Genomic DNA, 16,763 nt, shown 5'->3' with positions numbered 1-16,763 from the left:
GCGGGACACGCCGGATATGAGGGACAATCGGCACGTGCGGTTCGGCGTTCTGGGGCCACTGGAGGTGCGGTCCGCCTCCGGTGAGGAGATCCCGGTGGGCGGTCCCCGGCCGCGCGCCCTGCTGGTGATGCTGCTGCTGAACGCCGGCCGGGTGGTCGGCGTGACGGAGCTGATCGACGGCCAGTACGGCGACGACCCCCCGGCCGGCGCCGCGAACGCGCTGCAGGCCCAGGTGTCCCGGCTGCGCCGGAGCCTGCCCGCCGGAACCGTGGAGTTCCACGGGACCGGGTACCGCCTCGCGGCCGATCCCGGCGACGTCGACGTCCACCGCTTCGAACGGCTCGCCCGCGAGGGGCGTCGGCTGCTGGCCGAGGGCCGCCACGAGGCCGCGGCGGGCACGCTGCGCGAGGCGCTCGGCCTGTGGCGGGGGCCCGCCCTGGCCGACCTGCCGCCCGGATCGTTCCGCCGGGCCCGGGAGACGCACCTGGAGGAGCTGCGGCTCGTCGCCGCGGAGGATCTCGCCGAGGCCGAGCTCGCCCTCCCCGAGGGGACCTCGGTGGCCGGGCTGCGGCGGCTGGCGGACGCGCACCCCCTGCGGGAACGGCTCAGGGGCCAGCTCATGCGGGCCCTGCACGCGGCCGGACGGCAGGCCGAGGCGCTTGAGGTCTTCGAGGAGACCCGGCGGACCCTCGCCGAGGAGCTCGGCGCCGACCCCTCCCCGGAACTGGCGGCCGTCCACCTGGCCGTGCTGCGCGCCGCCGAGCCCGCGCCGCCGCCGAGGCGGCGGCTCGCGGCCCAGCTCACCAGCTTCGTGGGACGCGAGCCGGAACTGGAGCGGCTCGGCGCTCTGCGCGGCTCCCGGCTCGTCACGATCACCGGTCCGGGCGGCACCGGCAAGACCCGGCTCGCGATCGAGGCGGCGGGGAGGGACCGGCGCGAGGCGTGCTTCGCCGACCTGACCTCCGCCGCCGGCGACGACCAGGTGTCCCGGGCGGTGCTCGGCGCGCTCGGGCTGCGCGAGGCCGGGTTCCAGTCACCCCGCGCGGCCGATCCCGTCGGCCGCCTGGTGACGGCGCTCGCCGGCCGGGAGACGCTGCTCGTCCTCGACAACTGCGAGCACGTGGTCGCCGGGACCGCCGCGCTGGTCCGCGAGCTGCTGGCCGACTGCCCGGGGCTGAGCGTCCTCACCACCAGCCGCGAGCCCCTCGGCATCACCGGTGAGACACTGGTGCCGCTGGCTCCGCTGGCCGTCCCGCCCCCGGGCCCGCCGCCGCGGGACGCGGCCGCCTACCCCGCCGTCCGCCTGTTCGCCGACCGGGCGGCCGCCGTACGGCCCGGCTTCGAGGTGGAGCCGGGCAACGCGGCCGCGGTCGTCCGGATCTGCGCGGCGCTGGACGGCCTGCCGCTGGCCATCGAGCTGGCGGCGGCGCGGCTGCGGTCGTTCACCGCCGAGGAGATCGCCACGCGGCTGGCCGAGCACGGCCGGTTCCGGCTGCTGTCGCGCGGCGACCGTACGGCGGCGGCCCGGCACCGGACCCTGCGCGCGGTGGTGGAGTGGAGCTGGGACCTCCTCACCCCCGACGAGCGGGCGCTGGCCCGGCGGCTCGCCGTGTTCACCGGCGGCGCGTCCCTGGAGGCGGTCGAGGAGGTCTGTGGCGTGGACGACGCCGCCGGACTGCTGGCCGACCTGGTGGACCGGTCGCTGGTCGAGGCGGACGGCGACCGCTACCGGATGCTCAGCACGATCCTGCTGTTCTGCGCCGGGAAGCTGGCCGAAGCCGGGGAGGAGGAGCGTCTGCGCGCCGCCCACGCCCGCCACTTCCTCGGACTCGCCGAACGCGCCGGCCCCCACCTGCTCCGGGCCGGGCAGCTCGAGTGGCTGGAGCGGTTGTCGGCCGAGCACGGCAACCTGATGGCCTCGCTGCGCTGGGCCGTACACGGGGACCGGGAGACGGCGATGCGGCTGGTCGCCGCGCTGGCGGCCTACTGGTGGCTGAGCGGGCGGCGCAGCCAGGCCGGGGAGGCCGCCGCCGAACTCCTCGACGCGGCCGGCGGTCCGCCCGGGGGGCTGGAGGAGGAGTACGTCGTGTGCGTGGCGCACGCCGTGCCGCGGGCGCCGGCGGAGCACTGGGAGCGGGCCGGGGAGATCATGCGGTCTCTGGACCGGCCGACGCGCCAACCGTTCACCGTGGCGCTGTGGGGCATGCTCGCCGGGCCGTCGGGGTCGTCGGAGCCGATCGGGCCCGAAGCGGAGCGGCTGCTGGGCTCCGACCCGTGGAACCGGGCGCTGGGACGGCTGAGCCGGGCCCTGCTGGCGGTGTTCGGCGGCGAGGTCGCCCGGGGGGAGCGGGAGTTCGCGGAGACGCTGCCGCGGTTCCGCGAACTCGGCGAGCGCTGGGGGACCGCCCAGGCGCTCGACGGGCTGGCCCTGATCGCGGGGCTGCGCGGCGAGTGGGCGCGGGCCCGGGAACTGTGGGACGAGGCGCTGCGGCTCTTGGAGGAGCTCGGAGCCCTGGAGGAGAGCGCCGACCTGCTCGCGCACCGGGCCGAGGCGCTCGTGCGCCAGGGCGACCTCGCCGCCGCCGACGGCGACTACCGGCGGGCCGCGGAGCTCGCCCGCGAGGCGGGCTGGCCGGACGCGCCCGCCGAGGTCCACCTGGGCCTGGGCCGGATCGCGTGGGACCGGGGCGACCTCGCCGAGGCCCGCCGGCTGTCCGGCGCCGCGCTGCGCGTCGCGGAGGGCGGGACCCTGGCGGCGGGGGCGCGGGCGCGGGCGCTCACCGCGCTCGGGCGGCTGGCCGCAGCCGAGGGCGACGTCGCCGGGGCACGGCTCCGGCACCGGCGGGCGCTGGCCGAGGCCCGCAGGTCACCGCTGACGCCGGACCTCGCCGCCGCCGCCGAAGGGTGGGCGGACGCCGTACTGCCGAGGCACGGGGGAGAGCCGGTGACGGCCGCCGGGGGCTCCACGACCGGGGACGCCGCGGCGGGTACGGCGGGCCTCACGCGGACCGGGGAGAGCGCTGGGACCGGGGAGAGCGCACGGGAGGCGGGAGAGCGGGCCGCCCTGCTGCTGGGAGCGGCGGTGGCGGTGCGCGGCCTGGCCGTGGCGGGGGATCGCGACGTCGCGCGGACCGCCGCGGACGCCAGGGGCCTCGCCGGGGCGGAGGCGTTCGCGGCGGCGTTCGCCCGCGGGGCCGCCATGGGCCGTGACGAGGCGCGGGCGATGCTCGCCGCCGAGGCGGACGAGGACGGCGGCCCCGTGTAGACGCGGGGCGCGGACGTGCGGGGATCCGGGGCGAGGACACGGAGACGCGGGACTCGAGGACGAACCCGCGGAGACGCGGGGCGCGGACGTGCGGGGCGGCGGCGCTGACAGCGGCTGACAGTGCGCGGCGGCCGGGGAGCGCGGGTGTCAGCCGGTGGTCCGCGGGCTGTCAGCGCCCCCGGCGAAGGTCGGAGGCATGAAGAACACCACGGTCCTCATCTCCGGCGCGAGCATCGCCGGCCCCGCACTCGCCTACTGGCTGAACCGCTACGGCTGCGCCGTCACCGTCGTCGAGCGGGCGCCCTCGCTGCGCCCCGGAGGGCAGGCCGTCGACTTCAAGGGCGAGGCCCAGCTCTCCGTGCTGAGGCGGATGGGCGTCCTGGAGGAGGTGCGGCGCCGTCAGACCGGCGGCACCGACCAGGACATCGTCGACGCCGCCGGACGACGGCTGGCGGTCCTGCCCGGCGAGTTCACCGGCGGCGACGTCGAGATCCTCCGCGGCGACCTGTCGGCCCTGCTGTACGAGAGGACGGCGGGCCGCTGCGAGTACGTCTTCGGAGACTCGATCACCTCGCTCACCGAGACGGCGGACGGCGTGCACGTCACCTTCGAGCGCGGCGCGCCGCGCACCTTCGACCTGGTGGTCGGCGCGGACGGCATCCACTCCAACGTGCGGCGGCTGGCCTTCGGCCCCGAGTCCGAGTACGTGCGCTTCCTCGGGTACCACTACGCGCTGGCCGACCTCGGCGCCGGCCTCGGCACCGGGATGTACAACGAGCCCGGCCGGATGGTCTCGCTCGGCGGCCCCAGCTCGCCCGTCTTCTTCGTCTTCGCCTCCCCGCCGATCGACTACGACCGCTACGACGTCGAGGCGCAGAAGCGGATCCTCGTCGACGCCTACCGGGGCGCGGGCTGGCGGGTGCCCGAGATCCTCGCTCGTCTGCCGCACGCCCGCGAGCTCTATCTCGACTCGATCAGCCGGGTCCACATCGACCGGTACGCCAGTGGGCGGGTGGTGCTGCTCGGCGACGCCGCCTACGGCAACACCCTCGGTGGCTTCGGCACCGGCCTGGCCGTCGTGGGCGCGTACGTGCTGGCCGGGGAGCTGGCGCTGGCCGGCGGCGACCACCGGGCGGGGTTCCGCGGGTACGAGGAGCTGCTCCGCGGCTACGCCAAGGTGACCCGGGAGGGCGACGCCGGCGCTTTCCTCGCCCCGTCGACCCGCGGGAGGATCAGGATGCGGAACTGGATGTTCCGGCGCCGGCTCATGTTCGCGCTCATGGTGAAGCTGACCGACCGGTTCGCCACGGACATCGAGCTGAAGGACTATCCGTCGCTCGTCGCGGCCTCCGCCGCGAGGTGACACCGGGCCTCCGCCCCCGCCGCCGTGAACGGCCCCCGCCGTTGTGAACGGCCCCCGCCGCCGTGAACGGCCCCCTCCGCCCCCGCGCCCGCCGTCAGAAGGGGAGGTCGGCGGCGGCCGGGCGCGGCCGCGGGGGAAGGCCGGTGAGGAAACCGGGGACGGCCAGGGTCTGCCGGACGACCAGTTCGGCCACGTCGGTCACCCGCCGGCGGCGGTGGTAGGCGGCGCGCTGGCGGGCCGCGCCGGAGCCGAGGCGCCGGATCCGATCCAGCCCGGTCGCCACCAGGCCGAGGTCGCCGCTCTCCTCCAGGCCGGGGCGGGCGCGGTCCAGCAGCCGGCCGGCCTGCTCCCAGGCAGGCGCCCGGCGGCCGGAGGGGAGCTCCACCCCGTCGCCCTCGATGCCGTCGCGGGCCGCCCGCCAGTACGCGGCGAGCAGCGGCGTCTGGTCGACCGGGGGCGGCGGGACGCCGCGCCGCACGTCGGCGAGGAGGGCGGCGACCAGCCCGCGGACCAGCCCGGCCAGCACCGTGGCCTCCTCCACGGTGGCGCAGGTGTCGGCGGTGCGGAACTCCAGGGTCGGCAGGTGGTGGGAGGGCCTGATCAGCCAGTGGAGCATCCCGCGGTCCAGGATGGTCCCGCTCTCGCACAGGGTCTCGACGAGGGCGTCGTAGTGCGCGGCGGACTCGAAGACGGGCGGCGGCCCGACGCTCGGCCACCGGGACCACAGCGTGGCCCGCCAGCTCGCGTACCCGGTGTCGACGCCGTCGCAGACGGGGGAGTTGGCGGACAGGGCCAGGAGGGTCGGCAGCCAGGGCCGCGCGTGGTTCATGACCTGGACGGCCTCCTCCCGGTCGGGGATGCCGACGTGCACGTGGCAGCCGCACACCACCTGGCCCCGCAGCAGCGCCCGGTAGTGCCCGTGGATGCGGTGGTAGCGGGGGGAGTCCGTCAGCGGCGGCATGCCGCCGTCCCCCGCCAGGCACGTGCCGCACGCGGCCGGAGCGGCTCCGGCCCCCGCGGCGGCCTCGGCCGCGGCGCCGCGCAGCCGCAGCAGGTCGTCCGCGAGGTCGCGCAGCCCGGTGTGGACGCCGCTGTTGACCTCGATCTGCATCCGGGTCAGCTCCGGCACGATCCGGCCGCGGGCCGGGCCGGCCACGCGTCCGAGCACCTCCTCCGCGAGGGGCAGCGCCAGGCCGGTCCGCGGATCGACCAGCAGAAGCTCCTCCTCGATGCCCAGGGTGAGCTCGGAGGCGGCGGCCCTCCCGGGGACGGTGGCCGTCGGCGTGCCCGGCTCCCGCGTGGCCGTGAACGGGGATTCCTGCTGCGGGTCGTGGCGATCGGGCACGGCGGATCGGGGCTCCTTCTTCGGACCTGCCTGGGAGGCCCCGGGCGAGGCACGTCTGCCCGGACATCCATCCCTAAAACAGGATTTATGGGTGCTTTTGGGGTCTTTCTCCTGATTTTGGGGATGCCATTGGGAGACAACTGAAAGGCTGACGTCTCCCGGAACCGGTGTGACAGGACGGTGATCGGGTAGGGAGGCGTGGTTGCCTCCACTCCGGCGTGATCCGGTGTGGAGCGGGACCGGTCGCCGGCGACGGTCGGCCATCGCGTGCGGATGAGGGGGTCCACGAGCGGATAACACCGTTTTTTTCGGCGTTCGTCCAGCGATCCGGCCGGTCACGAGGGTGACATCCCCGTGTTCCGCCGCGTCCGGCGGCGGACGTGCCCGTCACCTGTTGCGGATCACGGAATACGGATATGAGGAAATGATCATGGCGTCCCAGCCGCAAAGCGCCACGGCGCTCACCATCTCGTCCCAGACGCGTGACGGAGTGGTCATCCTCCGCGCCCGCGGGGAGCTCGACCTGGGCTCGGCGCCGGTGCTGCGCGACCGGCTGCGGGAGGCCACGGAGCGGCCCGCCGCCCCGGCGCTGGTCGTGGATCTGGCGGAGGTCTCCTTCTGCGACTCGGTGGGGATGAGCGAGCTGGTCCTGGCGCTGCACCGCAGCGAGGACCAGGGGCTGCGGCTGGCGCTCAGCGGCGTCCACGGAAGCCTGGAGCGGCTGCTGCTGGCCACGGGGCTGCACAACGTCTTCGACATCCATCCGACCTTCGTCGACGCCTTCCGCGCGGTCACCGCTCCCGGAGGGCCCGGGAGGCCCGGGAGGGCGGTCACCGTCCCCGGAGGGTCATCCGAAGGCTGAGGCGCCATCCGCCGGCAGCGGGGACGAGCCGGGTCACGCGGGGGAGACGTCGATGTTCCCCGTGCCGGTGAGGACCCGGACCAGCCGCGGCGAGGCCGGGTCGTCGGCGACGGCGACCCGGGTGAGCCCCGTGGCGGTGCCGGTGACGACCCGGTAGGTCCCGGGCGGCAGCCGTACCACGCCGTCGCCGGTGCCGGTCCGCACGTCCACCGCGTCGGGCGGGCCGGCGAACCCCAGCCGTACGGCGCCGGCCCCGGCCGCGGCGGCCACCTGCCGGCCCGTCAGGCCGTCGGCCACGACGTCACCGGCCCCCGAGCTCGCCTCCACCGGGCCCGACAGGCCGTGCAGCCCGATCCGCCCGGCCCCGCTGTCGGCCTTGACCCGCAGGCCGCGCGGGATCTCCACCCGGTAGTCCACGACGCACGTCCGGCCGATCCCGTCGGACACCGGCGGGCACGTGTAGTCGAGCGTCAGCGTGCCGTCCAGCACGGGATGCCGGGTGACGGGCCTGCGGTCCGTCCACCGCAGGATCTCGGTGACGTGGGCCCCGGGGCGGGACGTCTCCGTCACCTCGATGGTCCCGGCGGTCGCGACCCTCAGGCCGGTCAGCGGGCCGGCGACGTCGTAGGAGACGGTCTCGTGCCGCTCGGAGCCCCCGGGGCCGCCCGGACCGCCGGGCGGCACGGGCCCGGTGAGTCCTCCCGGCACCACGGCGCCGCCGGCCTCGCAGCCGGAGACCGCCAGGCCGGTCGCGAGCAGCACCGCCGCGACGACTGTCATCGATCACCTCCACGCGGAGCCTCTCCGCCCTGGCGGGAGGGGACGCGGAACGGGGCCGCCTGGCCGTACGGCGCCGGCTTCGGGAAGGCCCGGAGCACCCCGAAGGTACTCCGGGCCGCCCGGCGGAGGACGCCGTTCCGCATCGAACCGCGGAACGTTTTACCCGGCCGGAGCCGTCCCTCGACGTCTCCGGGAGACGCCGGGCGCCGTCGGGACGTCCGTACGGGAGACGCCGGGCGCCGTCGGGACGTCCGTACGGGAGGCCGTCAGAAGATCCGGCACACCTCCCCGGCCATGGCCGCCTGCCAGGGGACGGTCGCCGAGGATCCCTCGCCGCCCTCCATGGCGTCCCGGTCGAACCCGGCCAGCGGGACCTCGACGACCCGCCGGCTCGCGCCCTGCCTGACGCGGACCGGGACGGGCCAGTCCTTCCGCGGCACGGCGTCGCAGTCGGTCACCCGGTAGCGCAGCTCGTAGCTCACCCGCTCCTTCGGCTGGACTGTCTGGGGGGTGTCGTCGGCGGACATCAGCCGCAGCCCCGGGCCGCTGCGGCCGATCCCGACGAGCGTCACGGGTCCCTTGTTGAGGCTCTGCACGTCCACCCCGATGCTGAACTCCCGGGCCCCGCCGTTGACCTGGCTGGAGTTCGCCGTCGACCGTAGCCGGAAGCGCAGGGGCGCGCTCCCGTCGGCGGGCCCCTGCGGCCCGGCGGCCGGGACCGCGACGGCCGGGGCGGAGGCGGCCGCCGGACCGGCGACCGGCGCGGCGGCCGAGGCGGGGAGGGGGAGGCAGAGCGCGGGCGACATCGCGCAGGCCGTCAGGACGAGCGCGCGGGCGGAGACGGCGGGGCGGCCCTCCGGGCGCCGGTCGCCGTCCGGCGCCCCGGTCGCGTCGTGGACGTGTGTTCCGGTCATGCCGTGGGTGTTCGGTGTCACGTTCATGTCGTGGAGATTGGCTGGTGGGGCGGCAAGGCAAACTCATGTCGTGATCATGAATGCATACAGGCCGCCGGCCCCGGGTCCCGGCCCGGAACGGTCCGGCGTCCTTGACACGATCACCACGGTGGTCCCCGCGGACCCGCCCGCCGGACGCCGGTGCGGCGGCGAACCGTACGAACCGGGTGTTCTCCGCCTCCGATGGCGCGGCGGCCCGAAGACCGGCGGACCAACACCGCGGATCCGCCACGGGCGGAGGGTTCCACGACGCATACTGTAACGCCAAGAAAGCGGAAAGTAACCGACGAGGGGCGCGGCGGTGACGGGGACGATCCTTCAGCGAGTCCGGACCGGCCATGGCGGGGAGGCCGGGGAGACGACGGGAGCGGGCCCCGCGGGAAGGGCCGGGCGCCGGGGGGCGGCCCGCGCGGGGGCCCCGCCCCGCGTGGACGTGCTGCGCGACATCGACGTCAGCGTCGTCGTGCCGGTCCACAACTGCCGTCCCTACCTCGACCGGTGCCTGACGTCCATCCTGGTCCAGCGGGTCTCCCGGGAGATCGTCGTGGTGGACGACGGCTCCACCGACGGCGGCGCCGAACTGCTCGACCTCTACGCCGCGTGCCATCCCGGAGTGGTGCGGGTCCTCCGGCAGGGGCACTCCGGCGGCGCGGGCCGTCCCCGCAACGTCGGGCTCTCCCACGCCCGCGGCAGATACGTGTTCTTCTGCGACGCCGACGACCACCTCGGCCCGGAGGCGCTGGAGCGGATGCTCGCCATGGCCGACCGCAACGGCTCCGACATCGTCCTCGGGAAGATCGTCGGGCACGGCCGGCGCGCGCCGGTCTCGATGTTCCACGAGAACGCCGACCGGGTGCCGCTCGGCGACAGCGCGGTCTACAACAGCCTGAGCTGCTTCAAGCTGTTCCGCCGGGAGATGCTGGAACGCCACGCGATCCGCTTCGACGAGAGCCTGCTGGTGGGCGAGGACGTGGTCTTCACCACCCACGCCTACTGCCACGCCGAGGTGATCTCGGTGGTCGCCGACTACGACTGCTACCACCTGGTCGACCGGCCCGACGGCAGCAGCATCATGCAGCGGCCGGGCAGCCGCGACCCGGTCGCCTGGCTGCGGATGATCAGGAAGCCGATCGAGGTGATGACCTCCCACGTCCGGCCGGGGGCGCTCCGCGACCACCTGCTGCGGCGGCACTTCCGGATGGACGCCTTCGGCAGTCTGGGCAGGCCGTTCCTGGAGGCGGGCCCCGCCCAGCGGGAGGAGATCGCCGCCGAGGTGGCCGACCTGTGCGACCGCTGGCTGACCGACGGGGTCCGCGACCGGCTGCGGGCCATCGACCGCAGCCGGCTCGCCGCGCTCCGGGACATCGACCGCCTCGTCCGGCTGGCGCACGTCGAGTCGGCCGCGATCCGGCGTGAGCTCACCGGCCTGCGCTGGGACGCCGAGGGGCGGCTGGCCGTCTCCGGCCGTGTGGCGTTCGGCGCGCCGGTCGGGGGCGACGGCCCGGAGCCGGAGGTGGGCGGCCTCGCGCTGGTCCTGCGGCGGCGTCACGAGGGCCCGGAGCGGCCCCGCGACGTCGTGGTCCCGGTCACCGGCGGGCCCGAGGGTTTCGTCGGGCCGATCGACGTCGCGGCGCTGTCCTCCGGCGTCTGGGACGTCCACGTGCGGATCGAGTGCGAGGGGGTCGCCCGGCTGGCCCGGCTGGGCTCCGACCGCGCCGGGCTGGTCGTCCCGCCCACGCCCCGGGTGACGGGCGGTGTCGTGGCGCTGCCGTACTTCACCCGGCCGCACGGCAACCTCAGCGTCGACGTCGGCGGCCACGTGGTCAGCGTCCCGGGCAACGTGCGCCTGACGCGGACCCGCTGGATGTTCGGCCACCGGCTGGCGATCGACGGGGAGGTCACGGTGGGCGCGGCCCGGCCGGCGGCGCGCGCCGTACGGCACCTGGTCTGGCGGGAGCGGTGCTCGGGCCGGGAGCGCCGCGAGCCGGTCGTCGCCGGGGAGGGCGGCGCGTTCGCGGTACGGCAGGCGGCGAGCCGGCTCGGGCCCGGCACCTGGGACGCCTACCTGGAGCTCGATCTCGGCGGCCCGCCCGCACTCTTCCGGATCGAGGCGTCGGCGGAGGCGATCGCGCCGCCGCGCACCTGGTGGCGCGGCCTGGTCCGGCGGAACGTCCGCCCCTACGCGACGGCGGGCAAGGGGCGGCTGAGCACGGCGGTGCGGACCCTCACCCCCGGGACGTTCGTCCGGAGACTGCTCCGTTAATGCCACTTAATTGCAACTACAAGTCAATGGCCTAAAGTATGGGGGCGATGCCGCACTTGGGAGGTTCGCCGTGCACGTACCCGATGGATTCTTCACCCCGGCCGTATCACTGTCGGCCGGCGTCGTCGCCGCGGCGGGGGTGGCGGTGGCGCTGCGCGGCGCCCGCCGCGAGCTCGACGACCGGACGGCCCCGATGGCGGGCCTGGTCGCCGCCTTCGTCTTCGCCGTCCAGATGCTGAACTTCCCGGTGGCGGCGGGCACCAGCGGCCACCTCCTCGGCGGCGCGCTCGCCGCGATCCTCGTGGGACCGTACACGGCGGTGCTGTGCATAGCCGTCGTGCTCCTGGTGCAGGGCTTCTTCTTCGCGGACGGCGGCCTGACCGCGCTGGGCGTCAACATCACGCTCATGGGCATCGTCTCGGTCCTCGTGGCCTGGGGCGTCTTCCGGCTCGTCACCCGGGTCGCGCGCGGCCGCGGGGCGGTCGTCGCCGCCTCCTTCGCCGCCGCGCTGCTCTCGGTGCCCGTCACGGCGCTGGCGTTCACCCTGCTGTTCTGGCTTGGCGGCACCGCGCCCGTCGCGGTCGGCACGGTCGCCGCGGCCATGGGCGGCGTGCACACGCTCATCGGCATCGGCGAGGGCCTGATCACCGCGGTCACCGTCAGCACCGTCCTGGCCGTCCGCCCCGACCTGGTGTACGGCGCGCGCGGCCTGGCCGCCCCGCTGGTCCTGCGCGGCCCCGGCGGCCAGGAGGTCGAGACCGGGTTCCCGGGGAACCCCGGGAACCCGGGGAACACGACGATCGCCCCGCGCCGGCGTCTCGGCTGGTTCGCCCCGGCCGCCATCGCGCTGACCGCGGTGCTGGCCGGCGGCCTCAGCTTCTACGCCTCCGCCTCGCCCGACGGCCTGGAGCGGGTCGCCGAGGACAAGGGCTTCGCCGGCCGCGCCACCGACCACGCGCTGGGCGACCAGCCGCTGGCCGACTACGGCGAGCGGGGCGGCCTCCCGGTCGGGGTGGCGGGCCTGCTCGGCGCCGGGGTGACGCTGGCGGTCGGCGGCGGGCTGTTCACCGCCGTGCGGCGCCGTACGCGGGAGGGGGCGGCGGCCTGATGGGCGCCGGGCACCACCACCGCCTCCACCTGCCGGGAGACTCACCCGTCCACCGGCTGCCGCCGCAGTGCAAGCTGGCGGCGGTGGTGTGCTTCGCGCTGGTGGTGGTCGCCACCCCGCGCGAGTGGTTCGGCCTGTTCGCCTGTTACGGCGCGCTGCTGGCGGCCGTGGCGGTGATCGCGCGGGTCCCGCCGGGCTTCCTGCTGCGGCGGATGGCGGTCGAGGTGCCGTTCGTGGTGTTCGCCGTGGCCCTGCCGTTCGTCGGGTCCGGCGGGCGGACGCCGTTCCTCGGGCTGTCGCTCAGCGTGGCCGGCCTGTGGGCGGCGTGGAACATCCTGGTCAAGGCCACCCTGGGGGTGCTGGCGAGCGTCCTGCTCGCGGCCACCACCGACCCGCGGATGATCCTGCTGGGCGCGCAGCGGCTCAGGCTGCCGCAGCTGCTGGTGCAGATCGCCATGTTCATGCTCCGCTACCTGGACGTGATCCTCGCCGAGATGCGGCGCATGCGGGTGGCCAGGGAGTCGCGGGGGTTCGCCGCGCGGGACGTCCGGCACATCCCGGTGATCGCCAGGTCGGCGGGCGCGCTGTTCATCCGGTCCTACGAGCGGGGCGAGCGGGTGCACCTGGCGATGCTCAGCCGCGGCTACACCGGGTCGATGCCGGTGCTCGCCGACGCGTCCGCCTCGTCGCGGCAGTGGCTGGCCGCCGGTATGTTGCCTGGCGTGGCGCTCGCGGCGCTGCTGGGAGTCTGGGGGCTGGCGTGAGCGCTGGGACGGGCGCGGGTACGGGCGCCGACGCGGGCGCGGAGACGGGCATGGGCGTGGGTACGGGCGCCGACGCGGAGACGGGCATGGGCACGGGCGCGGGCGCGGAGACGGGCACGGGCGCCGTGCCGTCGCTGGAGGTGAGCCGGCTGGCGTACGCCTACCCGGACGGCACGCAGGCGCTGTTCGGCGTCGACCTCCGCCTGGAGCGGGGGGAGCGGGCGGCGCTGCTCGGCCCGAACGGCGCGGGCAAGACCACGCTGGTGATGCACCTCAACGGCATCCTGACCGCCGGCCACGGCACGGTGACCGTGGCCGGGCTGCCGGTGGGGGGAGACTCGCTCAAGGAGATCCGCAGGCGGGTCGGGCTGGTCTTCCAGGACCCCGACGACCAGCTCTTCATGCCGACCGTCCGCGAGGACGTCGCCTTCGGCCCGGCCAACATGGGCGTCCGGGGCGACGAGCTGGAGCGCCGGGTCGTCACCGCGCTGGAGCGCGTGGGCATGCTGCACGCCGCCGACCGGCCGCCGCACCACCTGTCCTTCGGCCAGCGACGCCGGGTCGCGGTGGCGACCGTGCTGGCCATGGAGCCGGAGATCCTGGTGCTGGACGAGCCGTCGTCGAACCTCGACCCGGCCTCCCGCCGCGAGCTGGCCGAGATCCTGCGGAGCCTGGACGTGACCGTGCTGATGGTCACGCACGACCTGCCGTACGCGCTGGAGCTGTGCGAGCGCTCGCTCATCCTCTCCGGGGGCGTGATCGTCGCCGACGGGCCGACGCGGGAGCTCCTCGCCGACCCGGATCTGCTCGCCGCCCACCGCCTGGAGCTGCCGTACGGCTTCGCGATCCCGGACGGCGCCGGCATGGAACGTGCGGGCGGCGCCGGTGATATGTGATGGATTGTAGGGAAAACTCCTGAGCCAGCGGGATGATCCGCACGGTCGTGGGACCTCACAGGCGGTGATGCCGAAGTAAAGTGGGGGCTGCCTCACGGGTCCCGAGGAGGAGTGATGAAGCTGCGGTTGGCTCGCCGTCCCGTTGGTGACGCCGTGGTGGTGGCCGTCGAGGGAGAGCTCGACCTGTTCACCGCTCCCTTCCTGAGGGACGAGATCCGCGACGCCATCAAGCTCGACGGCCCACGGCTCGTCCTCGACCTCACCGACCTGTCGTTCATGGACTCCAGCGGCCTGTCCGTGCTGATCGAGGCCTGGCGGCTGACCACGGCCCAGAGCGGCGGGGTCCGCCTGGCCTCGCCGCAGACCCCGGTGGCGCGGATCCTGCGCACCACCGGCCTCGACCGGCGCATCAAGGTCTACCCCGACGTGGACGGCGCCGTGGGGGAGATTTGGCCACCCTGAGTAGAACTTCATTCGGTCCCCGCGTTAAAGTCCGCTCATGGACCTGAACGGAGCAGCAGCAATCATCTCGGGCGGAGCCAGCGGTCTCGGCGAGGCCACGGCCCGCGAGCTCGCCGCGCACGGCGCCACCGTCGTCATCGCCGACCTCAACGAGGAGCGCGGCAAGGCCATCGCCGACGAGCTCGGCGGCCTGTTCGTCAAGACCGACGTGTCCGACGAGGAGCAGGTGCAGGCCGCGGTGGACGCCGCCGTGGCGACGGGCAAGCCGTTGCGCGTCGTGGTGAACAGCGCCGGCATCGGCTGGGCCACCCGTACGGTCAACCGCGACGGCTCCCCGCACGACCTGGCCTCCTACCGCAAGGTCATCGACGTCAACCTGATCGGCACCTTCAACCTCATGCGCATCGGCGCGGCGGCCATCGCCAAGACCGAGCCCGCCGACGAGGACGGCCAGCGCGGCGTGGTGATCAACACCGCCTCGGTGGCGGCGCTGGAGGGCCAGACCGGCCAGGTGGCCTACTCGGCGTCCAAGGGCGGCATCGTCGGCATGACGGTCCCGGCCGCGCGCGACCTGGCCGCCATCGGCGTCCGCGTCAACACGATCTGCCCCGGCATCATCGACACCCCCATCTACGGCTTCTCGGGCAACGCCGAGGAGTTCAAGGCCAAGCTGGTGGCGCCGGTGGTCTTCCCCAAGCGGATGGGCCGGCCCTCGGAGTTCGCCCACCTGGTACGCGCGCTGATCGAGAACGACTACATGAACGCCGAGGTCGTCCGCTTCGACGGCGGCATCCGCTTCCAGCCCAAGTAGTTTCCAGCCCAGGGAGGAGTGACCGGTGTCTGACGAGGTTCTGGTCGACGTCGAGGACGGCGTCGCCGTCATCACGATCAACCGCCCCCAGGCCAGGAACGCCGTCAACGGCGCGGTGGCCCGGGGCGTCGCCGCGGCCCTGGACGAGCTGGAGGAACGCAAGGACGTCGCCGCCTACGTCCTGACCGGCGCCGGCGGCACGTTCTGCGCCGGCATGGACCTCAAGGGCTTCCTGACCGGTGACTTCCCGGTCGTGGAGGGCCGGGGGTTCGGCGGTCTCGTGGAGGCTCCCCCGAAGAAGCCGATCATCGCCGCGGTCGAGGGCTACGCCCTGGCCGGCGGGTTCGAGCTGGCGCTGGCCTGCGACATCGTCATCGCCTCCGAGGAGGCGAAGTTCGGGCTGCCGGAGCCCAGGCGCGGCCTGGTCGCCGGGGCCGGAGGGGTCATGCGGCTGCCGCGGCGCATCCCGTACCACCTCGCGATGGAGATCGCCCTCACCGGCGACCACTTCCCGGCCTCCCGGCTGCGGGAGGCCGGCCTGGTCAACCACGTCACGCCCGCGGGTGAGGCGCTGGCCAGGGCGGTCGAGCTGGCCCGGCGGATCGCGGCGAACGCCCCGCTGGCGCTGGCCGCGACCAAGCGGGTGATCGTCGAGTCGGCCGACTGGAGCACCGAGGAGATGTTCGCGCGGCAGCAGGAGATCATCAACCCGGTGTTCGGCTCCAAGGACGCCATGGAGGGCGCGGCGGCCTTCGCGGAGAAGCGCGCCCCCCGGTGGCGGGGCGAGTAGCGCTCCGCGCCGCACGCCTCCCGGCCGTTCCGGGGCCCGCCGTCTCCCGGTCCCCGGGGCTCTTCCCCGGCCGTCCGGGGCCTCCTGCCAGGGCCGTCCCGGGGCGCGCTCGGGCCGTCCGGGGCCTGCGGCCCGGTCGTCCCGGGCCGTCTCCCGGCGGCGCGCTCTCGGGCCGTCCCGGACCCGTTTCCCGCCGGCGCTTCCGCCGCCGGGAAACGGGTCCCGAAGATGAGCGCATTTCCGCCGTGAAGTGCATACCGTAAAGGTGTGGACAACCCGGGCGGGGGCACGTGATGTCCACGCGAGGCTCCGACGGCCAGGAGAGTGCATGAACGACCACCCGACCGGGGTCCGCCCGACCGGCCCGTCCAACCCGTCCTCCACCGCCCGGTTCCGCCGCCGGGCCGGTGACCTGGCCGCGAGCGCCGCGGGCGCGGCGGTGGTCAACATCCTCCTCGTCGCGGTCATGTGGGCGAGCGAGATCGCCGACTACGTGCTGCCCGCCGACTTCGACGCCTACGGCATCCGCTCCTGGAACCCGGAGGGACTGTCGGGCATCCTCCTGGCCCCGTTCCTGCACGCGGGCTTCGGCCACCTGATGGCCAACTCGCTGCCCCTGCTGATCCTCGGCTTCCTCGCCGCGCTGCGCGGCATCGGCCGCTTCCTGGCCGCCAGCCTGATCATCATCGTGATCAGCGGCCTGGGCGTGTGGTTCACCAGCCCGCCGACGTACGTCACGGTCGGCGCGAGCGGGCTGGTGTTCGGCTACTTCGGCTTCGTCCTGGCCCGGGGCCTGTTCGACCGCCGCGCCCTGGACATCGTGATCGGCATCGGCGTGGCGGTGGCGTACTACTCGATCATCTGGGGCGTGCTGCCCGGCCAGGCGGGCATCTCCTGGCAGGGGCACCTGTTCGGGCTGCTCGGCGGGATCGTGGCGGCGGGGGTCCTGCGCCGCAGGCGCCGCGCCCTGCCCGCCTACTGAGACGCCCCGCGCGCGGCACGGGAGCCGGGACCATACGGCGGGCGCCGGACGGAGGATGCCCGGACGGGGTGTCCGGACGGGAGCGGGGACCGTACGGCGGCCGCCCGGCGGGGCCGGCC

Annotated in this window: 14 protein-coding genes; 11 read left to right on the top strand and 3 right to left on the bottom strand. The window is 75.1% G+C overall.

Going from position 1 to position 16,763, the window contains the following annotated elements:
- The first annotated feature begins 34 nt into the window (after positions 1-34).
- Positions 35-3,265, top strand: a complete 3,231-nt coding sequence (locus ACFYSC_RS16965) for a BTAD domain-containing putative transcriptional regulator (protein ID WP_389961971.1) — start codon at positions 35-37, stop codon at positions 3,263-3,265.
- 196 nt (positions 3,266-3,461) lie between these two features.
- The gene (locus ACFYSC_RS16960; RefSeq protein WP_389961969.1) at positions 3,462-4,628 is read left to right on the top strand and encodes an FAD-dependent monooxygenase; all 1,167 of its coding nucleotides are present in this window, start codon (positions 3,462-3,464) and stop codon (positions 4,626-4,628) included.
- 94 nt (positions 4,629-4,722) lie between these two features.
- Here the strand turns inward: ACFYSC_RS16960 and ACFYSC_RS16955 are convergent, their stop codons facing one another.
- Positions 4,723-5,973 carry a glutamate--cysteine ligase gene (locus ACFYSC_RS16955; protein ID WP_389961967.1) on the bottom strand — a complete coding sequence of 417 codons (1,251 nt, stop codon included), beginning with the start codon at positions 5,971-5,973 and terminating at the stop codon, positions 4,723-4,725.
- A 430-nt stretch (positions 5,974-6,403) separates the two neighbouring features.
- Here ACFYSC_RS16955 and ACFYSC_RS16950 point away from each other — a divergent pair, with 430 nt between their 5' ends.
- Positions 6,404-6,835 (top strand): anti-sigma factor antagonist, encoded by a 432-nt coding sequence (locus tag ACFYSC_RS16950; protein WP_389961965.1) that lies wholly within the window; start codon positions 6,404-6,406, stop codon positions 6,833-6,835.
- A gap of 33 nt (positions 6,836-6,868) precedes the next feature.
- Here ACFYSC_RS16950 and ACFYSC_RS16945 read toward each other — a convergent pair whose 3' ends face one another.
- Positions 6,869-7,615 carry a hypothetical protein gene (locus tag ACFYSC_RS16945; RefSeq protein ID WP_389961963.1) on the bottom strand — a complete coding sequence of 249 codons (747 nt, stop codon included), beginning with the start codon at positions 7,613-7,615 and terminating at the stop codon, positions 6,869-6,871.
- A 266-nt stretch (positions 7,616-7,881) separates the two neighbouring features.
- A complete protein-coding gene (locus ACFYSC_RS16940; protein WP_389961961.1) occupies positions 7,882-8,556 on the bottom strand; it encodes a hypothetical protein in 675 nt (224 codons plus the stop codon).
- 439 nt (positions 8,557-8,995) lie between these two features.
- Between ACFYSC_RS16940 and ACFYSC_RS16935 the strand changes: the two genes are divergently transcribed.
- The 8 genes from ACFYSC_RS16935 (at position 8,996) to ACFYSC_RS16900 (ending at position 16,644) form a co-directional block, all read left to right on the top strand.
- A complete protein-coding gene (locus tag ACFYSC_RS16935) occupies positions 8,996-10,831 on the top strand; it encodes a glycosyltransferase family 2 protein (RefSeq protein WP_389961959.1) in 1,836 nt (611 codons plus the stop codon).
- A gap of 70 nt (positions 10,832-10,901) precedes the next feature.
- The gene (locus tag ACFYSC_RS16930) at positions 10,902-11,939 is read left to right on the top strand and encodes an energy-coupling factor ABC transporter permease (protein WP_389961957.1); all 1,038 of its coding nucleotides are present in this window, start codon (positions 10,902-10,904) and stop codon (positions 11,937-11,939) included.
- Positions 11,939-12,703: a cobalt ECF transporter T component CbiQ gene (gene cbiQ, locus ACFYSC_RS16925; RefSeq protein WP_362936912.1), complete on the top strand. Its 765-nt coding sequence runs from the start codon at positions 11,939-11,941 to the stop codon at positions 12,701-12,703. Before ACFYSC_RS16930 ends, cbiQ begins: the two co-directional genes overlap by 1 nt.
- Before the next feature lie 86 nt (positions 12,704-12,789).
- The gene (locus ACFYSC_RS16920) at positions 12,790-13,599 is read left to right on the top strand and encodes an energy-coupling factor ABC transporter ATP-binding protein (RefSeq protein ID WP_389962746.1); all 810 of its coding nucleotides are present in this window, start codon (positions 12,790-12,792) and stop codon (positions 13,597-13,599) included.
- Between the two features lie 114 nt (positions 13,600-13,713).
- Positions 13,714-14,061, top strand: coding sequence for an STAS domain-containing protein (locus ACFYSC_RS16915; protein WP_389961955.1), 348 nt, complete (start codon positions 13,714-13,716; stop codon positions 14,059-14,061).
- Between the two features lie 37 nt (positions 14,062-14,098).
- Positions 14,099-14,872 (top strand): SDR family NAD(P)-dependent oxidoreductase, encoded by a 774-nt coding sequence (locus tag ACFYSC_RS16910; protein WP_389961953.1) that lies wholly within the window; start codon positions 14,099-14,101, stop codon positions 14,870-14,872.
- Positions 14,873-14,897: 25 nt separating this feature from the next.
- Positions 14,898-15,662 (top strand): crotonase/enoyl-CoA hydratase family protein, encoded by a 765-nt coding sequence (locus tag ACFYSC_RS16905; RefSeq protein WP_389961951.1) that lies wholly within the window; start codon positions 14,898-14,900, stop codon positions 15,660-15,662.
- Between the two features lie 328 nt (positions 15,663-15,990).
- Positions 15,991-16,644, top strand: a complete 654-nt coding sequence (locus ACFYSC_RS16900) for a rhomboid family intramembrane serine protease (protein ID WP_362936900.1) — start codon at positions 15,991-15,993, stop codon at positions 16,642-16,644.
- Positions 16,645-16,763 lie beyond the last annotated feature (119 nt).

This window comes from Streptosporangium sp. NPDC004379, assembly GCF_042873875.1.
GTDB lineage: Bacteria > Actinomycetota > Actinomycetes > Streptosporangiales > Streptosporangiaceae > Streptosporangium.
This window is presented reverse-complemented; position numbering and strand designations above follow the sequence as displayed.